Source organism: Amycolatopsis tolypomycina (assembly GCF_900105945.1).
GTDB classification, from domain to species: Bacteria; Actinomycetota; Actinomycetes; order Mycobacteriales; family Pseudonocardiaceae; genus Amycolatopsis; species Amycolatopsis tolypomycina.
On record NZ_FNSO01000004.1, the window covers coordinates 3136066 to 3159950 of the forward strand.

The window sequence follows — 23885 nt, forward strand, 5'->3', positions numbered from 1 at the left end:
GGGCGCTGGGGCCCGGCTCAGCCGCGGGTGCCTTCGACCTGGCGGCCGTCCTCGGTCGAGCATGCCGTCACCGGGTCGTTCGGGCCGCTGCCGCACGTCCACTCGTCGAGGACGATCGGGCCCGGGCCGTCGGCGTCGTTCGCCTCGGCCGGGGTCAGCTTCGCGAAGTAGTCCGTGAGCAGCTTCGTCGCCGCGGGGCAGTCGACCTTGCCGTGCGCGACGACGGCCGTCTTCGCGCCACCCGTGCCGGTGACGTCGCCGCAGGGCACGCCGGGCGCCGTCGACCCCGCGGCGGCGGCCGCGGCGGGCACGGGTGCCTCGGTGGCGGGCGCGGCGGGCGCCGGGTCGCTGCCGCAACCGGCCAGCGCGGCGGCCGCGGCGACGAGCAGCAGAGGGTACGCGAGTGTCTTCATGGGCCCTTCAGGATCGGAGTCATTCGGACGGCACGACGGCGGCGAAGACCGTCTGCTCGCCCTTGGTGCAGGTGGTGCCGCCCTGGGCGGCGGGCGGCCCGGAGGTGCACAGCCAGCCGTCGACGGTCTCGTTCACCGCGTCGTTCGAGCCGGCGCCCTGCCGCCCGGCGATCTTGCGGTGGAAGTCGCCGACCAGCTTCGTCGCCGCGACGCAGCTGACCCCGGCGGAGCCGCTGTCGAAGACGTAGAGCGTCAGCCCGCTGGCGGCGGTGACGGGCCCGCACGCCCCGGGCACCGACGGCGGCGCACCGGACGGCCGGCTCGCCGGAGCGGGCGCGGGCGCGCTGCCGGTGTCGCCGGGCGGAGGCGGCGGAGTGCCGGCCGACGTGGAAGCGGACGGCGCGGCAGTGGTGGCCGGCGGGGCCGGGGGAGCCTGCGCGGCCGGGTCGCCGGAGCAGGCCGCGAGCAGGGGCAGGGCGAGGCAGGCCAGGAGCCACGTCCTCGTGGTGGTCGGGTGGGGCACCGCGATCCTTCCTCCCCGGTCGGTCCCCGTGGGGCCACGGGTGTGCCGGAGATTACAACAGCGCCCCGGCGGCCCGGTCCGGTGGCCGCCGAAAGAATGTCCACAATGGACGATTAACATTCCGTTCACGCTCCGAAACCTCACGCTGTCATCAAGAATCGATCGGTCTAATTCCGGCCGTGACCGTTAACAATCCGGCCTCGGGCGCCGAAGATCTTGGTGGAGGCTGACGAGCTTCCCGTCCCCGACACCCGTCCCGAATCCGTGAGAGCGATGAACGCCGACGCAGTGAGCACCGAAGACCCGTCCAGCCCGCCGACCGTCCCCAGCACCGTGGTCTGGTGCTGCGGCCGCCCGTACGTCCTCGAGGGCCGAGCCGGCCGCGCACGCTGGATGGGCACCGACTACCGAGGCCGCCCCGAGGCGTTGAGCAGCGCGGAGCTGCAGCGCCGCGGGTGGAGCCACCGCCGCGCGAGCTGAGCGTGACGCCGGGGTGCCGGGCCGCGCCGAGGGGGTGGCCCGGCCTTCGCGGCCGGCCTGCGGGGGAGCGCCTCGCGGGTTCCGGGGTGGATCCGGCCGCTGAGCTGGACCTGGACTGGGTTCATGGGCACCCGGGCGGCAGCGCGGTCACCCGCCGATGTCACCGCCCAAGGCCGTGAGCACGCCAGGAGCGACCGCATGCCCGAGCCGCCCGAACGCCCCGCCGCCACCGCACCAGGCGACGCCATCCCGGACCGCTGTTTAATGGCCCCGTGAGCACAGCCGCCCCCGAACCCGCCGCTCAGGCTGCCGAACCGTCGCTGCTGCGGCAGGCCCTGAACGTCCCCAACATCCTCTCCCTGCTGCGGCTGGCCGGGGTGCCCGTCTTCCTCTGGCTGCTGCTCGGCCCCGAAGAAGACGGCTGGGCCCTCGCCCTGCTCGTCTTCAGCGCGCTGACCGACTGGCTCGACGGCAAGCTCGCCCGCTGGCTCAACCAGATGTCGCGGCTCGGGCAGCTGCTCGACCCCGCCGCCGACCGGCTCTACATCCTCGCCACCCTCATCGCCTTCCTCGTCCGCGACATCATCCCGTGGTGGGTCGTCGTCCCGCTGGTCCTGCGGGAAGCCGTGCTCGGCGTCTGCGTCGTCACCCTGCGCCGCCGGGGGTTCGCGCCGCCCGAGGTCACCTACCTCGGGAAGGGGGCCACCTTCGTCCTGATGTACGCCTTCCCGTTGCTGCTGCTCGCGCAGGGTGGCTCCGACGTCGCCGCGGTCGCGCGGCCGATCGGGTACGCCTTCACCATCTGGGGCGCCGTCCTCTACGTCTGGTCCGGTGTCCTCTACGTCGTCCAGGCCCGCAACGCGCTGCGCGGCGATACCACTCAGTGAGCTTTCGCCGGGTCGTGGCGGGCGGCTGCGCCGTGTGGGTGTAAGACTTCGCCCAACACGTTTCGCCAGTGAGGGCATGAAAGGGGACCGGCGGTGTCCGCTCCTGAAGAGCTTCGCTACACCGAGGAACACGAGTGGGTCGCCACCCGCGGCGAGGACACCCTCGTGCGCGTCGGCATCACCGAGTACGCGCAGGACCAGCTCGGCGACGTCGTCTTCGTCGACCTGCCCGACGTCGGCAGGCAGGTGAGCGCGGGCGACGTCTTCGGCGAGGTCGAGTCGACCAAGAGCGTCTCCGAACTGTTCGCGCCGGTCGACGGCGAGGTCGTCGCGGTCAACGACGCCGTCGCCGACTCGCCGGAGCTGATCAACAGCGACCCGTACGGCGAGGGCTGGCTGATCGAGATCCGGCTCGACGACCCGGCGGGCCTGGAAGCCCTGCTCGAAGCCGAGGCGTACGACGCGCTGACCAAGGGCTGAAGCCCGCTCCGCCGGTTCGGGGAGCCGGGGCTCGGAGAATCGATCAGGCACGGTACGTTGGCAGCTACACGTTCTTGAGTACTGGCAACACTGCATGTGTGGAGGAGAGCTCAGGTGAGCACGAACGACGGGCCCGGCGGTGTTCCCCCGGAGCAGTCTCCGGAGCGGACCTCTGTCTTCCGGGCCGACTTCCTGGCCGAAGCCGAAGGTCGCGAGCCCGCCCCGGAAGCCCCGGTCCAGGGTGTCGACGCCCTGCCCCCGGGTTCGGCGCTGCTGGTCGTGAAGCGCGGGCCGAACGCGGGTTCGCGGTTCCTGCTCGACCGCGACACCACCAGCGCCGGCCGGCACCCGGACAGCGACATCTTCCTCGACGACGTCACGGTCTCCCGCCGGCACGCCGAGTTCCGGCGTGAGGGCGGCGAGTTCGTCGTCATCGACGTCGGCAGCCTCAACGGCACCTACGTCAACCGCGAGCCGGTCGACCAGGCCGTGCTCGCCGGCGGCGACGAGGTGCAGATCGGGAAGTTCCGCCTGGTCTTCCTGACCGGCCCGGGGCACGGGGGCCAGGGGGCGCAGTGACGGCGGCCGGGCGGCCACAGAACCACGGACTGAGCATCGGGGCGGTCCTCGCGCAGCTGCGCGGGGACTTCCCCGATGTCACCATCTCCAAGATCCGGTTCCTCGAAGCGGAAGGCCTGGTCACCCCGGGCCGCACGCCGTCGGGGTACCGGCAGTTCGCCGCGGCGGACGTGGAGCGACTGAGGTTCGTCCTGGCCGCCCAGCGGGATCACTACCTCCCGTTGAAGGTCATCAAGGAGCAGCTGGACGCGGCGGACTCGGGGGCCGGGCCCACCGCGGCCCTGCCCCGCCCGCCGCGCCGGCTGGTGCCCATCGACGTGACGGCGGAGAACGTCGGCCTGCCCGTGGCGGACGACTTCGCCGCCGGCAACTCCACCGGGGGCAGGGAGCTGCGCCTGACCCGGGAGGAACTCCTGGCGCAGGCCGGCATCGACGAGCCCGCGCTGGCCGAGCTGCAGCAGTACGGCCTGGTCCGGCCCGGTCCCGCCGGGTTCTTCGACCCGGACGCGGTGCTGGTCGCGCGGACGGTGAAGGCGATGACCGAATTCGGGATCGAACCGAGACACCTGCGTGCCTTCCGCGCCGCGGCCGACCGCGAGGTCGGGTTGCTGGAGCAGATCGTGACGCCGGTGTACCGGCACCGTGACCCGGAGGCGAAGGCGCGCGCCGACGAGGTGGTGCGGGAGCTCGCGGCACTGTCCGTGACCCTGCACACGCTCCTCGTGAAGGCGGGAATCCGCGGCGTCGCCGGGTGTTGATCGATAACGGGGCAGTGAGATCCTCTTTGCGGTCCCATGTCAATGACTGAATGTTCGGCACCGCATGCCGTACCGTGAAGGCACGGGTTTGCGGCAGGCGAACCGAGAGAGTCCGGACAGCGAGCACAGCGCGCGGATGACGGGTAGCGTCGAGGAGTGAGGGCGTGAAGCCGGTTCAGCGCTGCAGCCCGTGTGCACGGGAGGGAGGCGAAGCCCGATGAGCGAAATGCGCGTCGTCGGTGTGCGGGTCGAGCTGCCCGCGAATCAGCCGATCTTGTTGCTGCGGGAGACCGAAGGTGAACGGTACCTGCCGATCTGGATCGGCTCGGTCGAAGCCACCGCCATCGCCTTGGAGCAACAGGGGGTCCGCCCCGCTCGCCCGCTCACGCATGACCTGCTGAAAGAGGTCATCGGAGCGCTCGGCCGGGAGCTCGAGCAGGTCGTCATCACCGACCTGAAGGAAGGCACGTTCTTCGCGGAGCTCGTGTTCGACGGCGACATCCGGGTGTCCGCCCGGCCGAGCGACTCGGTCGCGCTGGCCCTGCGGATCGGGGTCCCCATCCACGCCGTGGACTCGGTGCTGGAGGAGGCGGGCCTGATCATCCCGGACGAGCAGGAGGACGAGGTCGAGAAGTTCCGCGAGTTCCTCGACTCGGTCTCCCCGGAAGACTTCCGCGGAGCGGACACCTGAGAACTTGCCTTGACGCGGACGTCAACGTCTAGCGTCGAGGGCATGCGGATCGGAGAACTGGCGCAGCGCACGGGTGTCACCACCCGTGCGCTGCGTTTTTACGAGGACCAGGGCCTGCTGCAGGCCCGCCGGTCGGCCAACGGCTATCGCGAGTACGACGAGGACGACCTCCACCTGGTCAGGGAGATCCAGACCCTCCAGACGGTCGGCCTGACGCTCGAAGAGACCCGCCCGTTCGTCGAATGCCTGCGCAGCGGCCACGAGACCGGCGACTCCTGCGCGAACTCCATCGAGGTCTACCGGCGCAAGCTCGAAGAAGCCGACGCGCTTCTCGCGCGGCTCGGCGGCATCCGTGGCGAACTGGCCGCGAAACTCGCCGCCGCCCTCGACCGGCAGGCGCCCGATCCGTGTGTTGTGCCCGATTCCCCGCGCCCCTGAAGGAGCCTGCCTTGTCCGAAGTTGCGGTTGTCACCGATGCGACCTTCGCCGAAGTGCTCGGCAGCGACGTTCCCGTGCTCGTCGAGTTCTGGGCCACCTGGTGCGGCCCGTGCCGGATGGTCGGCCCGGTGCTCGCGCACCTGGCCGCCGAGCGGGACGGCGAGCTTGCCGTCCGGAAGATCAACGCCGACGAGAACCCGGAGACCACCCGGGCCTACCAGGTCATGTCGCTGCCGACGATGATCCTCTTCCGCGGCGGCGAGCCGGTCGAGACGATCGTCGGCGCGTTCCCGAAGGCCCGCATCGAAGAGCGGCTCGACCGGGTGCTCACGGCGCCGTCGCTTTGACGAACGTGTCCGCCAGCTCGCGGCCGTACTGCTCCAGGTCCAGCCCGGGGTCGGCCGCGTAGGCGGCGGCCACCCCGTCGATGGCCTGCGCGATGGACATCGCCATCACCTCCGGCGTGAACTCGCCGAACGCGCCCTCGGCCTGGCCCTGCTTCAGCTGGCGGGCCAGCCCGTGCACGCGCATGTCGTCGACCAGCACCTTCGTCATCACCCAGCCGTCGGCGTCGTCGGCGTTGGCGGCCAGCTCCGTCAGCGCCCGGACGCACTCGGGGTAGGCCCGCAGGAACGCCACGGACGTCTCGATGTGCGCCCGCAGGTAGCCGGGCCGGTCGGCCGGGTCGAGGCCGCCGTCGGTGCGCTCGGCGAGGAACCCGTTCTTCGTCTCGACGACCGTGCTGAGCACCGCCTGCAGCAGGCCGGCCTTGTTCGTGAAGTGGTAGGAGATCAGCCGGGTGCTGCTGAGGCCGGCGCGCTCCTTGATCTTGGCGAAGGTGGTGCGGCGGTAGCCGAGGTCGGCCAGGACGCCGATGGTCGCGCCGATGATCTGCGCCCGGCGGGCGGCCTCGGTGGCGCTGAGGCCCATCTCCGCCATGATGTCGGGATTTACTTGCATGAGTAAAAGTTACTCAGCTGAGTAAAAAGAGTCAAGGCGTTTGGGATCACGCCGTAGGGGGTACGGCGAACGGCTCAAAGGGTCAGCCGACCGCCTGGGCTTGCCGCGCGTCGCGTTGACCGGCACTGTCCGGGCGCTTACCGTCGAAGGAGGAAAATCGCCACGGTGTGATTCACGGTCTGGGGCCGGACCGTGGCGGTTGATCTCCGGCGGGTCCCGCTCCTGGGACTCCTCCGGCTGTCATTCGCCGGCCGCCTGGTCGGGCGAGGGGAGGCTTGCGTGGTCGAGGCTGGTTCCGAGAAGCAGCCTGTCGAGGTCGCGACTGGTGAGCAGGGCGAACTGTTCCCCGACAACTCGCTGCCCGACGAGCTGGTGGGCTACCGGGGTCCGGCGGCGTGCCAGATCGCCGGCATCACCTACCGCCAGCTCGACTACTGGGCCCGGACCAAGCTGGTCGCGCCCAGCATCCGCACCGCGCACGGCTCCGGCTCGCAGCGGCTGTACTCGTTCAAGGACATCCTGGTCCTCAAGGTCGTCAAGCGCCTGCTGGACACCGGGGTCTCGCTCCAGAACATCCGCGTCGCCGTCGACCACCTGCGCGTCCGCGGCGTCCGCGACCTGGCCCGGGTCACGCTGTTCTCCGACGGCACCACGGTCTACGAATGCACCTCGCCCGAGGAGATCGTCGACCTGCTCCAAGGCGGCCAAGGCGTCTTCGGCATCGCCGTCAGCGGCGCGATGCAGGAAATCAGCGGCACCATCCACGAGTTCCCGGCCGAACGCGCCGACGGCGGCATCGTCGAGACGCACGAACCGGACGAACTCACCCAGCGCCGCAACGCCCGCAAGACCGGTTGATCATCGCTCCGCGTGAGCGGGTAAGGTACTGCGTGCGGTCGACGAATCCGCGCGGGAGAGTCCGAGCCACACCTTGAGCTCGGCGCCGAAGGAGCAAGTCCTCCCCGGAACCTCTCAGGCACCCTGGACCGCGCGGACGAGACGCCTCTGGAAAGCGGGTCGTCAGGACACAGCCTGATGGCCCCGCCGACGGTGCAAGCCCGGCTCAACCTGCGGGCGAAACTCTCAGGCGCCTCCCAGGAGGTACGGACAGAGTGGGGAGGGCCAGGACACCGCTGTCCCGGTCCAGCCCCGCTGTCCCCAGGAGGCCATCGTGGATCCGTCACTCGCCTCCCTCGAACAGGGCATTCCCTTCGCCGACCGGCACATCGGGCCCGGACCGGACGAACTCCGGCACATCCTCGACGTCATCGGCGTCGCCTCCCTCGACGAACTCGCCGAACGGGCCGTCCCCGGCTCCCTGCGGGAGTCCGCGCAGCCGCTCGAACTGCCGCCGGCCGCGTCGGAAGCGCAGGCCCTCGCCGAACTGCGGGAACTCGCCGCCCGGAACCGGCCGGCCGCCGCCATGATCGGGCTCGGCTACCACGACACCGTCACCCCGCCCGTCATCCGGCGGAACGTCCTCGAAAACCCGGCCTGGTACACCGCCTACACGCCCTACCAGCCGGAAATTTCCCAAGGGCGGCTCGAAGCGCTGCTCAACTTCCAGACCATGGTCGCCGACCTGACCGGGCTCCCCGTCGCCAACGCCTCCCTGCTCGACGAGGCCACCGCGGCCGCCGAGGCGATGACGCTGGTGCGCCGGGCCGGGCGGGCGAAGTCGTCCCGGTTCGTCGTCGACCGGGACACCCTGCCGCAGACCCTCGCCGTGCTGCGGACCCGGGCCGAGCCGCTCGGCATCGAACTCGTCGTCGAAGACCTCTCCCAGGGACTGACCGGGCTCGGCCTCGGCGGCGACTTCTTCGGCGTGCTCCTGTCCTACCCGGGCGCGTCCGGCGCGGTCCGGGAACCGGATCTGACCATCGCCGAGGCCAAGAAGCACGGCGCGGCGGTGATCGTCGCCGCCGACCCGCTCGCCCTCACCCTGCTGCGCCCGCCCGGCGAGCTCGGCGCCGACGTCGCCGTCGGCTCGACGCAGCGGTTCGGCGTCCCGCTCGGCTTCGGCGGCCCGCACGCCGCCTACCTCGCCGTGCGAAAAGGCCTGGAGCGGCAGCTGCCCGGCCGGCTGGTGGGTGTCGCGAAGGACGCCGACGGCGCACCCGCGTACCGGCTCGCCCTGCAGACGCGCGAGCAGCACATCCGCCGCGAGAAGGCGACGTCGAACATCTGCACCGCGCAGGTCCTGCTGGCCGTGATGGCGTCGATGTACGCCGTGTACCACGGGCCCGACGGCCTGCGCTCGATCGCGCTGCGGGTCCACCGGATGGCGACGGTGCTGGCGGCCGGACTCTGCGAAGGCGGCGTCGAGGTCGTGCACGGCGAGTTCTTCGACACCGTCGTCGCGGCCGTGCCGGGCCGGGCGGACGCGGTCGTCGCCGCGGCCCGCGACCTCGGCATCTCCCTGCGGCGGATCGACGGCGACCACGTCGGCGTCGCCTGCGACGAAACCACCACCCGCGAGCGGCTTTCCTGCGTGTGGAAGGCGTTCGGCGTCTCGGTGTCCGATGTGGACGGCCTGGACGCGGACACCGCCGACGCGCTCCCGGCCCCGTTGCGGCGCACGAGCGAGTACCTCACCCACCCCGTCTTCCACGCGCACCGCTCGGAAACCGCGATGCTGCGTTACCTGCGTGCGCTGGCGGACTCCGACGTCGCGCTGGACCGCAGCATGATCCCGCTCGGCTCGTGCACCATGAAGCTCAACGCCACCGCCGAGATGGAGCCGGTGACCTGGCCGGAGTTCGCCGGCCTGCACCCGTTCGCGCCGGCCGAGGACGCCGCCGGCCTGCTGGATGTCATCGCCGACCTGAGCGCCTGGCTCGCGCGGATCACCGGCTACGACGCCGTTTCCCTGCAGCCCAACGCCGGCAGCCAGGGCGAGTTCGCGGGCCTGCTCGCCATCCGCGCCTACCACCGCGCCCGCGGCGAGCACGCCCGGGACGTCTGCCTGATCCCGGCGAGCGCCCACGGCACCAACGCGGCCAGCGCGGTGATGGCGGGCATGCGGGTGGTCGTCGTCCGCTGCGACGAGCAGGGCAACATCGACCTCGCCCACCTGCGGTCCACAGTGGACTCCCATGGAGATGACCTGGCCGCGATCATGCTGACGTACCCGTCGACGCACGGCGTCTACGAGGACACCGTCGGCGAGGTCTGCGCGGCGGTGCACGACGCGGGCGGGCAGGTGTACGTCGACGGCGCCAACCTCAACGCGCTGATCGGCGTCGCCCAGTACGGCCGCTTCGGCGCCGACGTCTCGCACCTCAACCTGCACAAGACGTTCTGCATCCCGCACGGCGGCGGCGGGCCGGGCGTCGGCCCGATCGGGGTCCGTGCGCACCTGGCGCCGTTCCTGCCGAACCACCCGCTGCAGCCGGCGGCCGGCCCCGCCACCGGCGTCGGCCCGGTCAGCGCGGCGCCGTGGGGCAGCGCGTCGATCCTGCCGATCTCCTGGGCCTACGTCCGGATGATGGGCGCCGACGGCCTCCGCCGGGCGACGCTCGTCGCGGTGGCCAACGCGAACTACATCGCCCGCCGCCTCGGCGGCCACTACCCGGTGCTCTACGCCGGCCATGAAGGCCTGGTGGCGCACGAATGCATCCTCGACCTGCGGCCGCTGACGAAGGCCACCGGCGTCACGGTCGACGACGTCGCGAAGCGGCTGGCGGACTACGGGCTGCACGCGCCCACGATGTCGTTCCCGGTCGCGGGCACGCTGATGGTGGAGCCGACGGAGAGCGAAGACCTGGCCGAACTCGACCGCTTCTGCGCGGCGATGATCGCGATCCGCGGCGAGATCGACCGCGTCGCGGCGGGGGAGTGGCCCCTCGAGGACTCGCCGCTGCGGCAGGCACCGCACACCGCGCGGTGCGTCGCGGGCGAGTGGGACCGGCCGTACAGCCGCGAAACCGCGGTGTTCCCGGCGGGGGTCACGGCGGCGAAGATCTGGCCGCCGGTCCGGCGCATCGACGGCGCGGCGGGCGACCGGAACCTGGTCTGCTCGTGCCCGCCCCCGGAGGCGTTCACGGAGTCCCGCGGCTGAGGCGGACCAGCAGCTCGGCGCGGCTCGTGAGGTCGAGCTTGCGGTAGATCTGTCGGAGGTGCTTCTGCACCGTCCGTGGGCTGATCCCCAGGTCCCGGGCGACCTCCCGGTCGGTCGCCGCCCGCGCCACCGCCTCGGCCACCCGGCGTTCCCGCGCGGTCAGCACGTCCACGGGCACCCCGGTGAGCGGCCGGACCGGCGGGTGCTCCTCGCGGGCGAACGCCTGGCCCACGTGCGGGGCGAGCAGGTCCAGCTCGCGGTCCCGGGCGGAAAAGCCGGGCCGGGCGCGGTTGAGCGTCAGCACGCGCCCGTGGCGGTCGTCGACCTGGACGACGCACAGCAGCTGGCGACGACGTCCCTCGGCCGGTAGAAGTCGGGTGTACAGCGGCAAGGCCTCGGTCCCGACCGGGCACGACCGGTTCGCCGGGATGACCCCGACGTCGGTCGTGGCCGGCGAGCGACGCGAGCAGCAGCGCCGGAACGGTGAAGAGTCGCTTCATCTGTGGGTTCCCTCCCCATTGCTGTGTGACCGGTCAAGGACACCAAGCCGGCGGGGCGGGCGGCCATACGCAGTTCTGCGTACGCGCACTGCGGACGCACAGGAACGGGAGGTAGGTTGACGCCCATGGTGAGTGGGCACGGTCCTGATCGGACGTCCGTGGTCGTGACCGGCGGCAGCGGCTTCATCGGCCGGGCCGTCGTGCGCGCCCTCCGCGACCGGGGCGTCCCGGTCACCGTCGTCGACCGGGTCCCGTTTCCCGAAGACGGCGTGCGCGTGGTCACCGGTGACCTCCGCGAGGCCACCGTCCGCGAGCAGGCCGTGACCCGCGAGACCGCGAGCATCGTGCACCTCGCCGGGCTGACGTCGGTGCTGAAGTCGGTCGAGCTGCCCGAGGACACCTTCGCCGACAACGTCCTCGTCACCCAGGAACTGCTCGAACTCGCGCGCCGCCACGAGGTGCCGACGTTCCTGCTCGCCTCGACCAACGCGGTGATCGGCAACGTCGGCGGCGCGACCATCACCCCGGACCTCCCGCTGCGCCCGCTGACGCCGTACGGCGCCACCAAGGCGGCGTGCGAAATGCTGCTGTCGGGCTACGCCGGGGCGTACGGCATGACGACGTGTGCGTTGCGGTTCACCAACGTCTACGGCCCGGGAATGTCCCACAAGGACAGTTTCGTGCCGCGGATGATGCGGGCCGCGCTGACCGGCGACCGCGTCAAGATCTACGGCGACGGCCGCCAGCGCCGCGACCTCGTCCACGTCGACGACGTCGTGCGGGCGGTCCTGCTGACCCTCGACAACGGCTACTCCGGCCGCGCGATCGTCGGCGCCGGGCGCTCGGTGTCCGTGCTGGAGATGGTCGAGGCCGTGCGCGAGGTGACCGGCGCCGAGCTGCCGGTCGAGCACGTCGAGGCCCCGGCCGGCGAGATGCCCGCGGTCGTCGTCGACGTCTCGGCGAGCGCGGAGACCATCGGCTACCGGCCGGAGGTCTCGCTCACCGACGGCCTGGCCACGGCGTGGAAGTACTTCTCCGGCCTCGCTGCCCGGTGAAAGCCTTTCTCCGGCGCCACTGGCTGCTGCTCCTGTTGCTCGTCCCGGCGATCACGCTCCGGGTGCTGACCTGGCTGGCCTACCGCCCGGCCCTGCTGTTCATCGACTCCTTCCGCTACATCGACAACCTGCACGCCCTGCGCGCCGACCAGCTCGACCCGATCGGCTACGACCTCGTCCTGCGGCCGCTGCTGGCCGTCGGCGGGCTCGCCTGGGTCGCGGCCGTCCAGCACGTCGGCGGCATCCTCATCGCGATCGGCGTCTACGCGCTCGTCCTGCGCCTGGGTGGCCGGCCGTGGGTCGGGGCGCTCGCGGCGGCCCCGGTCCTGCTCGACGCCTACCAGCTGCAGATCGAGCAGAACATCATGTCGGAGGTGACGTTCGAGGCCGTGCTTCTCGGGCTCCTCTGGCTGCTGCTCGGCTGGGGCACGCCGGGCTGGAAGCGGGCCGGCGCGGCGGGCCTGTTGCTCGGCTTCGGCGTGCTCACGCGGCTGATCGGCATCTCCCTGGCCTTGCCGCTGCTGGTGTTCCTGGTCGTCGCCGGGGGAGCGTGGCGGCAGTGGGCGGGCTGGCGCCGGGCCGGTGTCGGTCTCCTGGGCCTGCTCGCGGTACTGGTTCCCTACGCGGCGCGAGTGCATGCGGAGACCGGGAAGTGGGGGCTGACCGGGCCGTCCGGGAACATGCTCTACGGCCGGACCGCCGCCGTCGCCGACTGCGCGAACCTCCACCTCGACCCGACGCTGATGGTGTTCTGCCCGGCCGAGCCGCGCGAGACGCGGCTGGTGGACAACTACACCCACGCCGACCTCGACCCCAACTGGCCCGGACCGCTGCCCCCGGGCGCGGACAAGGCCGCCCTGGCCCACGACTTCGCGATCGACGTCCTGAAGGAACAGCCAGGCGACGTCGCCGAAGCGATCCTGGACGACTTCGCCAAGAGCTTCGCCTGGACCCGCGAGCAGGACCCGACCGACGTCCCCCTGGACCGGTGGCAGTTCCAGCTGACCTACCCGCAGTGGGCCGACCAGTCCCTGATCGACCTGGTCACGCTGCAGAACGACGGCGTCGTCGCGAGCGTCGACCAGCCACTGGCGAAGATCCTGCGCGACTACCAGCTCGGCGGCGGGTACGTCCCGGGCGCGGTCCTCGGCATCGGCGCGCTGCTGGGCCTGCTGACCGTGTTCCGGCGCAGGAAACCCCTGGACCCGGCGCAGGCCGGGGCGCTGCTCGCGGCGTCGAGCGGGCTGTTGCTGCTGTTCGCCTCGGCGGTGTTCCAGTTCTCGTGGCGCTACCAGATCCCGGCGCTCGTGCTGCTTCCGGTCGCCGGCGCGCTCGGCTTCACCACGCTGACCTCGGCCAGCCGGAAGCGGCTCGCCGCCTTCCCCGACGACGTCGACTCGGACGCCGTCGACGACTTCCGCGGCCGCCACCCGGAGCTGAAGCTCGCACCGCTGACCGTCGTCATCGCCGCCTACAACGAAGCCGGCGGCATCGGTGAGGTCCTGGAGAAGATGCCGGACGAGTGCCTCGGCATGCCGGTGGACGTCCTCGTCGTCGTCGACGGCGGCACCGACGACACGGCCGCGATCGCGCGGGCGCACGGCGCGTACATGTGCGTCGCGCCCCGCAACCGAGGCCAGGGCGCCGCGCTGCGCCTGGGCTACCACCTCGCCGCCGAAGCCGGCGCCGAGTACGTCGTCACGACCGACGCCGACGGCCAGTACGACAACAGGGAGCTGGAAGCCCTCGTGCGCCCGGTCGTCGACGGCACCGCGGACTTCGTCACCGGGTCCCGCCGGCTCGGGCACGAGGAGGCCGACAGCCGTGTCCGGTGGCTCGGCGTGCGGGTGTTCGCGGCGCTGGCGTCGGTGCTGACCGCGCGGCGGATCACGGACACGTCGTTCGGCTTCCGCGCGATGCGGGCGGAGCTGGCCTGCGCGGTCCCGCTGCGGGAGCCGCAGTACCAGTCGTCGGAGCTGCTGCTCGGCGTCACCGCCCGTGGCGCCCGGGTCGTCGAGCTGCCGATGAGCATGCGGCTGCGCAAGGCGGGCAAGAGCAAGAAGGGCGGCAGCCTGGTCTACGGCGCGAACTACGCCCGGGTCATGACCGGGACGTGGTGGCGGGGGTACGTGCTGCGCCGCGGCCGAACACGAACCGGTCGAGCAGCGTGAACTTGACGACGAACACCAGCGCGTAGCTGGCGACGTACGCGCCGTCGACGAGCACGACCCACCAGAAGTGCGGCAGCTCCAGGGGCGTCAGCAGCGAGCCCGCGAGAGTGGTCAGGCCGATCGAGGCGAGCCCGCCGAGCCCGATCACCGCGAGGTAGGGCAGCAGTTCGCGCCGGACCCGCGGCCGCCCGGTGCGGCCCCACACCCAGCGCCGTGTGACCAGGAAGTTCAGCACCGCGCCTGCCGCCCAGGCCAGCGTGCTCGCCCACGCCGCGGCGCCGCCGGTGGCGAGGACGGCGAGCAGCACGACCTGGCTGAGGACCGTGGCCGCGACCGACGTCGTCGCGGCGCGCGCGAGCCGGGCCCAGCCACGGCGGCGCGTCCGCTCCGCCGTGCGGGGCCGCACGCCGTTGGTTACGGTCGTCATGCCCCCATCCTCCCCGTGGGCCGGCCGCGCCGCCGTCCGACCCCCGCACGCATAGGAGATTCACAGGTCATTGCCAGGTCTTCATCAGCACGTGATCTATAGCGTTCGTGTGGCGTAAACGAGCAGGAAAGGCGGCACAATGCGTGTGCTGGTTCTCGGCGGTGACGGATATCTGGGCTGGCCGACCGCGCTGCACTTATCGGACAAAGGTCACGAGGTGGCCGTTCTCGACAATTTCGCGCGGCGCGGGTACGACGCCGAGCTCGGTGTCGAGAGCCTGGTCCCGATCGAATCCCTGACCGACCGCGTCGCCGCCTGGCGCGAGGTCTCCGGCAAAACGATCACCCGCTACGAAGGCGACCTCCTCGACGCGGAGTTCCTGTTCGCAGCGGTGCGTGACTTCGCGCCGGACGCCGTCGTCCACTACGCCGAGCAACGATCGGCGCCCTATTCCATGATCGACCGCGAGCACGCGGTGTACACGCAGCACAACAACGTGATCGGGAACCTCAACCTGCTGTACGCGATCGCGGAGATCAATCCGGCGATCCACCTGGTCAAACTGGGCACGATGGGCGAATACGGCACGCCGAACATCGACATCGAAGAAGGCTGGCTGGAGCTCGAACACAACGGCCGCCGCGATCGCGTGCTGTTCCCGAAACGGCCCTGTTCCTTCTACCACCTGACCAAGGTCCACGATTCCCACAACATCGAATTCACCTGCCGCGCGTGGGGGCTGCGCGCGACGGACCTCAACCAGGGCGTGGTGTACGGCCAGCAGACGCCGCAGACGGCGCTCGACCCGCGCCTGGCGACCCGCTTCGACTACGACGCCGTGTTCGGCACGGTGCTCAACCGGTTCGTCATCCAGGCGGTGCTGGGCCAGCCGCTGACGGTCTACGGCAAGGGCACGCAGACCCGCGGCCTGATCGACATCCGCGACACCGTGGAGTGCATCCGCCTGGCCGTGGAGAACCCGGCTTCGGCGGGGGAGTTCCGGGTGTTCAACCAGATGACGGAGAGCATGTCGGTGGCGGCCATCGCCGAGCTCGTCGCCGACCGGTTCCCCGGCCCGGTGCAGATCGAGCAGCTGGAGAACCCGCGCACGGAAGCGCCGGAGCACTACTACAACGTGCAGCACACCGGGCTGGTCGGGCTGGGGCTGAAGCCGCACCTGCTGTCGGACACGCTGATCGAGTCGATGTTCGACATCGTGGGCGCGAACAAGCACCGGGTGAACCCGGAGAAGCTGCGCCCGACGGTCCGCTGGCGGGGTGCGCTGAAGGACTAGCCGCGATGGGGGCTCCCGGCCGGGAGCCCCCACGTGTTCAGCCGGGCAGCTTGTCGAGAAAGCCGTGCACCTCGGCGATCTTCCCGTCTTCCAGCTCGACGACGTCGAACCCGATGGCGACCGGCTCGGCACCCGGCGTGCCGAGGTACCACTGGAAGCGGGCGAGGTGGTGGTGGGCGTCCGGGTCGGCGGGCAGGCTGAAGGTGAGCCCGCCGAACTGCTGTTGGGCGCCGGCGACGAACTGGTCGATCCCGTCGTGCCCGCGGACGGCGCCGAGCGGATCGGTGTAGCCGGCGTCGGCGGTGAAGACGTCGGCGACGAGGGCCCGGCGCTTGCCGGCGTCGCTCTCGTTCCAGACGGCGATGTACTGCTCGACGAGGGCGCGGACGTCGGTCATGGGAGTTCCTTTCGTTGGGGGACAACGGGTTCGCCGTCATCCGGTGCTGAGAACGACTGTGGCGGACGACCGGCGGCGCGTCGATTACGCGGGAGGTAATGCCCGGCCATTACCCCGGAAGTAATGGCAGCCACCCCGTGATCGCCGTAGCGTCGCTCCCGTGACGACTACGGTGCAGGCGCGGCAGCGGCCCGTCGGCGAGCTCCTCCGCGAATGGCGCGACCGCCGCCGGATCAGCCAGCTCGACCTCGCGATCTCGGCGGACATCTCCACCCGCCACCTCAGCTTCGTGGAAACCGGGCGGTCCAGGCCGAGCCGGGAGATGGTGCTGCGGCTCGGCGAACACCTCGACGTCCCGCTGCGGGAACGCAACCGGCTGCTGCTCGCCGCCGGGTTCGCGCCCGCCTACACCGAGACCGCGCTCGCCGAACCCGAGATGGACGCCGTCCGGCGGGCCGTGCGGCAGCTGCTCACCGGCCACGAGCCGTACCCGGCCGCCGTCGTCGACCGGAACTGGGACCTCGTCGACGCCAACGCCGCCGTCGGTCTCTTCGTCGCCGGGATCCCGCCCGAGCTGACCACCAACGTCCTGCGCGCCACCCTGCACCCCGACGGCATGGCCCCGCACATCCGCAACCTGGGGGAGTGGCGGGCCCACCTGCTCGGCAGGCTGCGACGCCAGGTCGCCCAGACCGCCGACCCCGGGCTGGCCGAGCTCCTCGACGAGCTGCGCGGGTACCCCTGCGACCAGCCGGTGCCCGAGGTGGAGGTCCCCGGGCCGGGTGACATCTTCGTGCCGCTGAAGTTCCGCCACGACGGCACCGACCTCACGTTCTTCAGCACGGTGGCCACCTTCGGCACCCCGCTGGACGTCACCGTCGCGGAACTGGTGATCGAGTCGTTCTTCCCGGCCGACAGCGCGACGGCGGCGCACCTGCGCGAGTGGGCCGCCCGGGTGGGATGATGGGGGTCCGCGCAGCATCCGAAGTGAGGATCACCGGTTGATGGCCGTCCCGCCTTCGCTCGCCCTGTCCGTCGGAGTCCGCATCCCCCAGCTGCTGTTCGGCGTCGCCGGCCTGTCGCCGTCCGAAACCGGCCGGGCCGTCCGCATCGCCCTCGACACCGGTTACCGCGGCATCGACGCCCCGCCGGGCACCGAGACGGCGGTCGGCGCGGTCCTCGCCGCCGCCGACGTGCCCCGCGAAGACCTCTTCGTCAGCGTGCACGTGCCCGCCCAGGGCTACGACACCGCCCGCCGCGCGGCCGACCAGGCGCTGGCGGCGCTCCGGCTCGACCGCGTCGACCTGTGCCTGCTGGACGGCACGCGGGGCGCGTTCACCGACACCTGGCGCGCACTGAGCCGGTTGCGCGCCGACGGCCGGGCCCGCGCGGTCGGCGTCGCCGGCTTCGGCGTCCCGGAGCTGCGCCGGCTCATCGACGCGACCGGCTCGGTGCCCGCGGTCAACCAGGTGGAGCTGCACCCGTGGCTGCAGCAGCTGCCGCTGCGGGAGTTCCACGGCGAGCGCGGCATCGTCACGGCCGCCGCGAGCCCGGCCGCGAACGCCGCGCTGCTGTCCGACGAGACGGTCACCGCCCTTGCCGCCAAGTACGGCAAGACCCCGGCCCAGATCGTGCTGCGGTGGCACCTGCAGACCGGCACGGTCGCGGTGGCCGCGGCGGCGACCACGACCCGGATCCGGGAGCACTTCGGGATCTTCGACTTCGAGCTGGCCGACGACGACCTCGCCGTGGTGGCCGAGCTCGACAACGGCACGCGCGTTTAGCCGATCAGGTGGACTTGATGCCGGCCGCGGTGAAGTCGGCCTGCTGAGCGGGCTGTTCCAGGTACTCGCGGAACGTCTGGGCGGCGCGCAGCGCGGTGTCGTCGATGCCCGGGCCGGCGAGCCCGATGAACGGGTAGTCCGCCGAGCGCGCATTCGCCACCGACTGGGCGGGCGAGCCGATCATCTCGGGCTTCTTGGTGGTGAGCTCGCTGACCCAGTACGACGATTCCGGCAGCCACGCGGCGGGCAGCCCGCCGATGGAGTCCAGCTTGGCCCGGCCGACCAGCGCGTCGAGCACCTGCGCGGAGGGCTTGGCCTCGATCATGACGTGCACGCACTGCCCGTGGACGACGGTGGCGGCCTGGTTCCACCGCTCGGCCGCGGCGGCGACCGGCTTCTGCACACTCGGGGTGACGAGGATCCGCATGTGCGCGGTACCACCGTCACAGCTGGCGGCCTGCGCCTCGGCGCGGCTGTTGAGCTCGTTGTCGGCCCAGTTCCACCCGACGACCCCGAGCCCGATGAGGACGGCGAGCACGAGGCAGGCGATCGGCCAGGTCGCGATCCGCCGGCGCGGCGCCTTCTTGCCGACGATCCGGTGCGAGCCGGTGGCGTCGCTCTGGCCGACGACCCGGTGCGAACCGGTGCCTTCGCTGCGGGCCGGCCCGGTGCTGTCCTCCCGCCCCGCACGATCGGGCCCGGTGGAATCGCCGCGTCCGGCAGTGCGCGCCCGGCGCCCGGTGCCGCGGGTGTCGTCAGCACGGTCGAGAGTCCGCGACGTCTCGGGCTCTTCGTCCGGCCGGGTGATGACCTCGGTCCGCTCGGCGGCGGATTCGGCGGGGGCCTTGCCGGCCTTCCGGCGCGAGCGCGGGGCCGTGGGATCGGCGACGGGGTGGGCACCGGTGGCTTCGCCGGCCTTGCGGCGCGAGCGCGGGGCGCCGGGGTCGGCGGCGGGGTGGTCACCGGTGGCGTCGGCTCGGCGGGCGGCGCGGGTGGGTCTGCCGGAGGCAGGGGCCTCGATGCGGTCGGCAGGCGGAGCGCCGGCGCCCTTGCGGCGCGAGCGGGTGGAGGTGTCGGCGGGGGCGGCCGGGTAGGCGCCGGAGGCCTCGCCGCGGTGCGGGGTAAGGATCGTCGTGGCCTCGGTGCTCGCCACCGGGGGTGCGACAGGAGCTTCCCCGCGGCGCGGGGCGCGGGTCACGGTGGCTTCGCCCCGGCCCGCGACCGGGTACGCGCCGGAAGCTTCGCCTCGGCGAGCGGCCGGGTACGCCCCCGAAGCCTCACCCCGGCGGGTGCCTGCGGGTCCCTCTGCGACCGGGTAGGCCCCGGACGCCTGGCCGCCAGACCGTTCCACGACCGGATAGGCCCCGGACGCCTGGCCCGCGGAGCCGCCCGCGACCGGGTACGAACCCGAAGTCTCGCCCCGCCGAGCGACCGGATACGACCCCGAAGCCTCGCCCCGCCGTGCGGCAGGCTGCGCGCCGCTCTCGGGTGGGAAGCCGGGGGCCTCCGCACCCTCCGTGAAGAACGCCGAACCGGACGATCCGCCCGGGACCCGGGCGATGCCGAAGGCGTCCGAGATGGAGCTGCGTCCCGGGGTGCGGAAAGCGCCGGAAACCTCGCTGCGGCCCTCGGCCGGAACGCGCGATTGGCGGTCCTGAGGGTGCGGCACCGGCTCCTCGTCCCGGTAGTGTCGCCCCATCCGTCATCCTTTCGGGGTGAGCGCATGTCAAGCACGCGCTGCTATGCAACCAAACCGTTATCACCCTAACAGGTGAGTATCGGAGAGAGAATAATCTGACTCACAGTGGGCCGTGCTCAGGGTGCTGCGCTGACCAGGCGATGGCAATGCGCAATCAGGCGATGACGCAGCGGCGCCGCCCGGCGGGCGAACTCCCCTTGGGCGCGGGCGTACTCGGCCCGCCCGGCCGCCATCTCGATCCGGACCGGCGGGTAGCCGAGCGCCGCCAGGTCGTACGGGCTCGCCCGCATGTCGAGCGTCCGGATCTCGACCGCCAGCTCGAAACAGTCCGCCACGAGCTCCGCGGGCACGAACGGATCGAGCTTGTACGCCCATTTGAACAGGTCCATGTTCGCGTGCAGGCACCCCGGCTGCTCCAGTGCGACCTGCGTCTCCCTCGACGGCGTCAGCTCGTTCAACGGCCGAGCGGGGGCGGTGAAGAAGCGGAACGCGTCGAAGTGGCCGCAGCGGATGTCGAGGGACTCCACGACCGCGTCGGTGCCCGCCGATCCCAGCCGCAGCGGGACCTGGTTGTGCCGCACCGAATCCGCCGGCTCGCGGTACACCATCGCCCACTCGTGCAGCCCGAAGCAGCTCAGCCGGGGCGCGCGCGACGCCGTCGCCGAAAGCAGGCCGAGGACGAACTCGGCCGTCCGCACCTTGCCCGCCCCGAAGCCCGCCCCGAAGCCCGCCGGGTCGAGCACGACGCCGTCGGGCGTGGCCACGTACCCCTTGCGGTCGAGGAACCGGTGCGCCGCGGGCCCGGCGAGCGCGACGCCGGGCCCGGGCTGCCACCGCTCGAGGTGCGAGGGCCGGTACGAGTAGTACGTGAACAGGAAGTCGAGCACCGGGTGCTTCTCGCCGCGGGACCGCCGCTCCTGGTGCGGGCCCGTCCACCGGCGCATCCGCGCGACGTGCGCCGCCTCCCGGGCCAGCCAGTCCGGCTCGGCGAGCACCTCGACGTCGGTCATGCGCCCACGTGGGTGCCGTCGCGCACCGTGCCCACGTACTCCTCGACCAGGTCCTCCAGCGCGACGACGCCGACGGCGTTGCCGTTCGCGTCCAGCGCCCGCGCGAGGTGGCTGCGCTCCTTGCGCATGGCCGACAGCGCCACGTCGAGCCGGGCGTCGGCCCGCAGCTCGGTCAGCGAGCGCGTCTTCGACGCCGGCACGGTCGTGGCCGGGTCCTGGCCGGCCAGGTCGAGGATGTCCTTGACGTGGATGTAGCCGGTCAGCCGCCCGTCGTCGGTGCACACCGGGAACCGCGAGAACCCGGTGGACGACACGGCCTTCTCGACCTCGCCGACCGTCGGCCCGCAGGGGAGCGTGGTCAGCTCGGCGGTCGGCACCAGCACGTCGGCGACCGTCTTCTGCACCGACGAGAGCGTCTGGGCGAGCCGCTGGTGCTCGGACTGGTCCAGCAGGCCCTCCCGGCGCGACTCGCTGAGCAGCTCGGCCAGCTCGTCGGACGTGTACGCCGTCTCCAGCTCGTCCTTCGGCTCGACGTGGAAGGCGCGCAGCAGCGAGTTGGCGATGAAGTTCAGCAGCCAGATGAACGGGTTGGCCAGCTTCACCCAGGCGACGTGCACCGGGACCAGCCACAGCGCGAGCCGCTCGGGCTCGGCGATGGCGAGGTTCTTCGGCACCATCTCGCCGATCAGCACGTGCGCCACGGTGATGAACGCCAGCGCGATCGCGAACGAGATCGGGTGCAGCAGGGCCTCGGGCAGGCCCAGCGCGTCGAAGCCGGCCGCGAGACGATGCGCGATCGCCGGCTCGCCGAGGCGGCCGAGCAGCAGCGAGCAGATGGTGATGCCCAGCTGCGCGCCGGCGAGCATCAGCGACACGTGCCTGCTCGCGTTGATGACGATCTGCGCGCGCGTCTTGCCCTGCTCCAGCAGCGCTTCGAGCCTGTCGCGCCGCGAGGAGATCAGCGTGAACTCCGCGCCGACGAAGAAGGCGTTGGTCAGCAGCAGGACCACGACCAGGGCGATGTTCAGCCAGTCGGTCACGAGGCCACCTTCGTCTCCGGGGCGGTGCGGACCGGGGCGACCTCGACCTCGGCGATCCGGCGCTTGTCCATGGTGGTGACGGTGAGCAGCCAGCCGTCGACCTCGGTGGCGTCCCCCTCGGCGGGGATCTTGCCCAGCCGCTCGAGGATGAGCCCGGCGATGGTTTCGTAGTCGCCGTCCGGCATCCGGAAGCCGGTGACGCCGGTGACCTCGTCGGCGCGCAGCTGCCCGGACACCAGCCAGCTGTCCGCGCCGACCTGCTGGGACGCCGGTGCTTCGCGCTCGTCGTGCTCGTCGCGGACGTCGCCGATGATCTCCTCGACGACGTCCTCCAGGGTCACCAGACCGGCCGTGCCGCCGTACTCGTCGACGACGATGGCGAGCTGGAAGCGGGAGTCGCGCAGGCGCAGCAGCAGGTCGTCGCCCGGCAGGGATTCCGGCACGGTCGGCACCGGTCGCATGACCGAGCCGATCGGGACGGCGGCCCGGTCGGCGGCGGGCACCGCGAAGGCCTGCTTGACGTGCACGGCGCCGCGGACGTCGTCGAGGTCCTCGGCGTGCACCGGGAACCGCGAGAACCCGGTGCGGCGGGAGATCTCGATGAGGTCCTGCACGGTGTCGTCGATGGCCAGCGATTCGAGCTGCACGCGCGGGGTCATCAGCTCTTCCGCGGTGCGCTCGCCGAACCGCAGCGAGCGGTCGAGCAGCTCGGCCGTGGACGTGTCGAGCGTGCCGCTTTCGGCGCTGGACCGCACGATCGAGCCCAGTTCCTGCGGGGAGCGCGCGGACCGCAGCTCTTCCTGCGGCTCGACGCCGAACTTGCGCACCAGGAAGTTGGCGCTGTTGTTCATCAGCGTGATGAGCCAGCGGAACAGCGAGGAGAACCGCGAGTGGTAGCCGGCGACCGCGCGCGCGGTCGGCAGCGGCCGGGCGATGGCGAGGTTCTTGGGCAGCATCTCGCCGAGGATCATCGACAGCGACGTCGCCAGGACCAGGGCGATCACGATCGACGCGCCGCCGGCGAACCCCGCCGGGAGCCCGATGCCGGTGAGCAGCGGCCGGACGAGCTCGCCGATGAGCGGCTCGGCCAGGTATCCGGTGACCAGCGTCGTGAGGGTGATCGCGACCTGGGCGCCGGAGAGCTGGAAGGACAGCGTCCGGTGCGCCTTCTGGACGGTCAGCGCGCGGCGGTCGCCGACCTGGCGGACATTGGCCTCGACGGTGCTGCGCTCGAGCGCGGTCAGCGAGAACTCGGCCGCGACGGCGAGCCCGGTGCCGATCGTCAGCAGCACGAAGAGGAGGACGCCCGCGACGGCGAGCAGGATCTGGATCATTCCGCACCCGCCTCGGTGGCGGGGGATGAATCTATCGGACAGCCGGGTCGGTCACCCGGCCCGGTACTGTCACCAGGTGACTGCGCTGCGCGCACGAAACGGTCACTCCCAGCGGTGAATCGGCGTGTACTGCGGTTATTGCGACAATCTTAACGTGTCTTTCGCGCTCGCCGCGCGCGTACCGGGTGTGTCGCCGCGCTCATCCCCGGCTCGGGCGGTGCCGGCGCACGGTTTCCTCGACGAGGTCGAGCACCGGCCCGAGCCCGGCGGCGGGCAGCCCCATGGCCAGGTGCGAGACGAGTCCTTCGAGGACGAGTTCGAGGAAGGCGGTGAGGACGTCGACGTCGACGTCGTCCCGCAGGTTCCCGGCCTCCCGCTGCCGCAGCAGCCGCAGCCGGGTGGCGGTGGTGAGCTGCTGCGACCGTGCGGCCCACCGGGCGCGGAACTCGGGGTCGGTGCGCAGCCGCCTGCTCACCTCCAGCCGGGTCCCGAGCCAGTCGGCCGGGTGGTCGCCCCCGGCGAGCAGGTCGCGCATGACCTGGACGAGCCCCTGTTCGGCGACGACGTCGGCCATCCGCAGGGCGTCGTCCTCGGCGAGGGCGAGGAAGAGCGATTCCTTGTCCCGGAAGTGGTGGAAGATGGCCCCGCGCGACAGACCGGTGGCTTCCTCCAGGCGCCGGACTGTGGCACCTTCGTAGCCGTAGCGCGCGAAGCAGACGCGCGAGCCGTCGAGGATCTGGCGCCGGCGTGCGTCGAGGTGATCCTGGCTTACGCGTGGCATCCTGAAATCCTGGCACCGCGGACCGGGATCTCGCAATCCGTACGTACGTACTGTGACCCGGAGTGCAGGGAACCGACTGGATACCCCCACCGTCTGAAGGTTGCGGCGATTCGCTGACACGAAG

At 71.8% G+C, this 23885-nt stretch carries 26 protein-coding genes and 1 riboswitch; of the genes, 15 read left to right on the forward strand and 11 right to left on the reverse strand.

The window, feature by feature from the left end; genetic code table 11:
* Nucleotides 1-17 precede the first annotated feature (17 nt).
* Both BLW76_RS24370 and BLW76_RS24375 read right to left on the reverse strand, forming a co-directional pair.
* Nucleotides 18-413 (reverse strand): hypothetical protein, encoded by a 396-nt coding sequence (locus BLW76_RS24370; RefSeq protein ID WP_091311311.1) that lies wholly within the window; start codon nucleotides 411-413, stop codon nucleotides 18-20.
* Nucleotides 414-432: 19 nt separating this feature from the next.
* Nucleotides 433-936: a hypothetical protein gene (locus BLW76_RS24375; RefSeq protein ID WP_091311314.1), complete on the reverse strand. Its 504-nt coding sequence runs from the start codon at nucleotides 934-936 to the stop codon at nucleotides 433-435.
* A gap of 273 nt (nucleotides 937-1209) precedes the next feature.
* Between BLW76_RS24375 and BLW76_RS24380 the strand changes: the two genes are divergently transcribed.
* The 8 genes from BLW76_RS24380 to trxA all read left to right on the forward strand — a co-directional run bounded on the left by BLW76_RS24380 (nucleotide 1210) and on the right by trxA (nucleotide 5596).
* Entirely contained in the window at nucleotides 1210-1416 is a 207-nt protein-coding gene (locus tag BLW76_RS24380; protein WP_091311315.1) for a hypothetical protein, read from the forward strand.
* A 272-nt stretch (nucleotides 1417-1688) separates the two neighbouring features.
* Nucleotides 1689-2303 (forward strand): cardiolipin synthase ClsA, encoded by a 615-nt coding sequence (gene clsA / locus BLW76_RS24385; RefSeq protein ID WP_091311318.1) that lies wholly within the window; start codon nucleotides 1689-1691, stop codon nucleotides 2301-2303.
* A gap of 93 nt (nucleotides 2304-2396) precedes the next feature.
* Nucleotides 2397-2783, forward strand: coding sequence for a glycine cleavage system protein GcvH (gcvH, locus tag BLW76_RS24390; protein WP_013226819.1), 387 nt, complete (start codon nucleotides 2397-2399; stop codon nucleotides 2781-2783).
* A 114-nt stretch (nucleotides 2784-2897) separates the two neighbouring features.
* Entirely contained in the window at nucleotides 2898-3362 is a 465-nt protein-coding gene (gene garA, locus BLW76_RS24395) for a glycogen accumulation regulator GarA (RefSeq protein ID WP_004559567.1), read from the forward strand.
* The gene (ftsR, locus tag BLW76_RS24400; RefSeq protein ID WP_167384717.1) at nucleotides 3359-4120 is read left to right on the forward strand and encodes a transcriptional regulator FtsR; all 762 of its coding nucleotides are present in this window, start codon (nucleotides 3359-3361) and stop codon (nucleotides 4118-4120) included. Before garA ends, ftsR begins: the two co-directional genes overlap by 4 nt.
* 217 nt (nucleotides 4121-4337) lie before the next feature.
* Nucleotides 4338-4811, forward strand: coding sequence for a bifunctional nuclease family protein (locus tag BLW76_RS24405; protein WP_004559569.1), 474 nt, complete (start codon nucleotides 4338-4340; stop codon nucleotides 4809-4811).
* A 42-nt stretch (nucleotides 4812-4853) separates the two neighbouring features.
* A complete protein-coding gene (locus BLW76_RS24410; protein ID WP_091311320.1) occupies nucleotides 4854-5249 on the forward strand; it encodes a MerR family transcriptional regulator in 396 nt (131 codons plus the stop codon).
* Between the two features lie 11 nt (nucleotides 5250-5260).
* Nucleotides 5261-5596 (forward strand): thioredoxin, encoded by a 336-nt coding sequence (gene trxA / locus BLW76_RS24415; protein ID WP_091311322.1) that lies wholly within the window; start codon nucleotides 5261-5263, stop codon nucleotides 5594-5596.
* Here the strand turns inward: trxA and BLW76_RS24420 are convergent.
* Nucleotides 5577-6209 (reverse strand): TetR/AcrR family transcriptional regulator, encoded by a 633-nt coding sequence (locus tag BLW76_RS24420; RefSeq protein ID WP_091311324.1) that lies wholly within the window; start codon nucleotides 6207-6209, stop codon nucleotides 5577-5579. The two genes, trxA and BLW76_RS24420, sit on opposite strands and share 20 nt — an antisense overlap.
* Nucleotides 6210-6488: 279 nt before the next feature.
* Between BLW76_RS24420 and BLW76_RS24425 the strand changes: the two genes are divergently transcribed.
* Together BLW76_RS24425 and gcvP are read left to right on the forward strand one after the other, a co-directional pair.
* Nucleotides 6489-7067, forward strand: coding sequence for a MerR family transcriptional regulator (locus tag BLW76_RS24425; RefSeq protein WP_033260631.1), 579 nt, complete (start codon nucleotides 6489-6491; stop codon nucleotides 7065-7067).
* Nucleotides 7068-7109: 42 nt separating this feature from the next.
* A riboswitch (glycine riboswitch) is annotated at nucleotides 7110-7208 on the forward strand.
* 172 nt (nucleotides 7209-7380) lie between these two features.
* Nucleotides 7381-10269 carry an aminomethyl-transferring glycine dehydrogenase gene (gene gcvP / locus BLW76_RS24430; RefSeq protein ID WP_091311326.1) on the forward strand — a complete coding sequence of 963 codons (2889 nt, stop codon included), beginning with the start codon at nucleotides 7381-7383 and terminating at the stop codon, nucleotides 10267-10269.
* Here gcvP and BLW76_RS24435 read toward each other — a convergent pair.
* Nucleotides 10250-10660, reverse strand: coding sequence for a helix-turn-helix domain-containing protein (locus tag BLW76_RS24435; RefSeq protein ID WP_167384718.1), 411 nt, complete (start codon nucleotides 10658-10660; stop codon nucleotides 10250-10252). The two genes, gcvP and BLW76_RS24435, sit on opposite strands and share 20 nt — an antisense overlap.
* Before the next feature lie 234 nt (nucleotides 10661-10894).
* On the opposite strand from BLW76_RS24435, the gene BLW76_RS24440 reads away from it, so the two are divergent.
* Together BLW76_RS24440 and BLW76_RS24445 are read left to right on the forward strand one after the other, a co-directional pair.
* A complete protein-coding gene (locus BLW76_RS24440) occupies nucleotides 10895-11824 on the forward strand; it encodes an NAD-dependent epimerase/dehydratase family protein (protein WP_167384719.1) in 930 nt (309 codons plus the stop codon).
* Complete coding sequence (locus tag BLW76_RS24445; RefSeq protein ID WP_091311331.1) at nucleotides 11821-13995, forward strand: glycosyltransferase family 2 protein; 2175 nt, start codon at nucleotides 11821-11823, stop codon at nucleotides 13993-13995. The genes BLW76_RS24440 and BLW76_RS24445 overlap by 4 nt, the downstream gene beginning before the upstream one ends.
* Here the strand turns inward: BLW76_RS24445 and BLW76_RS24450 are convergent.
* Nucleotides 13925-14422, reverse strand: a complete 498-nt coding sequence (locus BLW76_RS24450) for a GtrA family protein (protein WP_091311332.1) — start codon at nucleotides 14420-14422, stop codon at nucleotides 13925-13927. The two genes, BLW76_RS24445 and BLW76_RS24450, sit on opposite strands and share 71 nt — an antisense overlap.
* Before the next feature lie 139 nt (nucleotides 14423-14561).
* Here BLW76_RS24450 and BLW76_RS24455 point away from each other — a divergent pair, with 139 nt between their 5' ends.
* Complete coding sequence (locus BLW76_RS24455) at nucleotides 14562-15716, forward strand: NAD-dependent epimerase/dehydratase family protein (RefSeq protein ID WP_091311334.1); 1155 nt, start codon at nucleotides 14562-14564, stop codon at nucleotides 15714-15716.
* A 37-nt stretch (nucleotides 15717-15753) separates the two neighbouring features.
* On the opposite strand, the gene BLW76_RS24460 is transcribed toward BLW76_RS24455, so the two are convergent.
* Nucleotides 15754-16113 carry a nuclear transport factor 2 family protein gene (locus BLW76_RS24460; RefSeq protein ID WP_091311335.1) on the reverse strand — a complete coding sequence of 120 codons (360 nt, stop codon included), beginning with the start codon at nucleotides 16111-16113 and terminating at the stop codon, nucleotides 15754-15756.
* A gap of 160 nt (nucleotides 16114-16273) precedes the next feature.
* Between BLW76_RS24460 and BLW76_RS24465 the strand changes: the two genes are divergently transcribed.
* Nucleotides 16274-17077, forward strand: coding sequence for a helix-turn-helix domain-containing protein (locus BLW76_RS24465; protein WP_167384720.1), 804 nt, complete (start codon nucleotides 16274-16276; stop codon nucleotides 17075-17077).
* 40 nt (nucleotides 17078-17117) lie between these two features.
* Complete coding sequence (locus tag BLW76_RS24470; RefSeq protein WP_091311338.1) at nucleotides 17118-17897, forward strand: aldo/keto reductase; 780 nt, start codon at nucleotides 17118-17120, stop codon at nucleotides 17895-17897.
* A 4-nt stretch (nucleotides 17898-17901) separates the two neighbouring features.
* Here the strand turns inward: BLW76_RS24470 and BLW76_RS24475 are convergent, their stop codons facing one another.
* The 5 genes from BLW76_RS24475 to BLW76_RS24495 form a co-directional block, all read right to left on the reverse strand.
* Nucleotides 17902-19050 (reverse strand): hypothetical protein, encoded by a 1149-nt coding sequence (locus BLW76_RS24475; protein WP_244170289.1) that lies wholly within the window; start codon nucleotides 19048-19050, stop codon nucleotides 17902-17904.
* Between the two features lie 662 nt (nucleotides 19051-19712).
* Complete coding sequence (locus BLW76_RS24480) at nucleotides 19713-20606, reverse strand: 3-methyladenine DNA glycosylase (RefSeq protein ID WP_091311341.1); 894 nt, start codon at nucleotides 20604-20606, stop codon at nucleotides 19713-19715.
* On the reverse strand, nucleotides 20603-21646 hold the full coding sequence (locus tag BLW76_RS24485) for a hemolysin family protein (RefSeq protein ID WP_091311343.1): 1044 nt from the start codon (nucleotides 21644-21646) through the stop codon (nucleotides 20603-20605). The genes BLW76_RS24480 and BLW76_RS24485 overlap by 4 nt, the downstream gene beginning before the upstream one ends.
* Nucleotides 21643-22980, reverse strand: a complete 1338-nt coding sequence (locus BLW76_RS24490) for a hemolysin family protein (RefSeq protein ID WP_091311345.1) — start codon at nucleotides 22978-22980, stop codon at nucleotides 21643-21645. The genes BLW76_RS24485 and BLW76_RS24490 overlap by 4 nt, the downstream gene beginning before the upstream one ends.
* A 199-nt stretch (nucleotides 22981-23179) precedes the next feature.
* Nucleotides 23180-23761: a TetR/AcrR family transcriptional regulator gene (locus BLW76_RS24495; RefSeq protein WP_091311347.1), complete on the reverse strand. Its 582-nt coding sequence runs from the start codon at nucleotides 23759-23761 to the stop codon at nucleotides 23180-23182.
* Nucleotides 23762-23885: the final 124 nt, after the last annotated feature.

Bases quoted from the DNA above. Each gene is read 5' to 3' on its own strand.
- BLW76_RS24440 (WP_167384719.1), top strand. From the start codon at position 10,895: ATGGTGAGTGGGCACGGTCCTGATCGGACGTCCGTGGTCGTGACCGGC.
- BLW76_RS24460 (WP_091311335.1), bottom strand. From the start codon at position 16,113: ATGACCGACGTCCGCGCCCTCGTCGAGCAGTACATCGCCGTCTGGAAC.
- BLW76_RS24455 (WP_091311334.1), top strand. From the start codon at position 14,562: ATGCGTGTGCTGGTTCTCGGCGGTGACGGATATCTGGGCTGGCCGACC.
- BLW76_RS24405 (WP_004559569.1), top strand. From the start codon at position 4,338: ATGAGCGAAATGCGCGTCGTCGGTGTGCGGGTCGAGCTGCCCGCGAAT.
- BLW76_RS24480 (WP_091311341.1), bottom strand. From the start codon at position 20,606: ATGACCGACGTCGAGGTGCTCGCCGAGCCGGACTGGCTGGCCCGGGAG.
- BLW76_RS24470 (WP_091311338.1), top strand. From the start codon at position 17,118: ATGGCCGTCCCGCCTTCGCTCGCCCTGTCCGTCGGAGTCCGCATCCCC.
- BLW76_RS24490 (WP_091311345.1), bottom strand. From the start codon at position 22,980: ATGATCCAGATCCTGCTCGCCGTCGCGGGCGTCCTCCTCTTCGTGCTG.
- BLW76_RS24380 (WP_091311315.1), top strand. From the start codon at position 1,210: ATGAACGCCGACGCAGTGAGCACCGAAGACCCGTCCAGCCCGCCGACC.
- BLW76_RS24450 (WP_091311332.1), bottom strand. From the start codon at position 14,422: ATGACGACCGTAACCAACGGCGTGCGGCCCCGCACGGCGGAGCGGACG.
- BLW76_RS24410 (WP_091311320.1), top strand. From the start codon at position 4,854: ATGCGGATCGGAGAACTGGCGCAGCGCACGGGTGTCACCACCCGTGCG.
- BLW76_RS24370 (WP_091311311.1), bottom strand. From the start codon at position 413: ATGAAGACACTCGCGTACCCTCTGCTGCTCGTCGCCGCGGCCGCCGCG.
- BLW76_RS24420 (WP_091311324.1), bottom strand. From the start codon at position 6,209: ATGCAAGTAAATCCCGACATCATGGCGGAGATGGGCCTCAGCGCCACC.
- BLW76_RS24495 (WP_091311347.1), bottom strand. From the start codon at position 23,761: ATGCCACGCGTAAGCCAGGATCACCTCGACGCACGCCGGCGCCAGATC.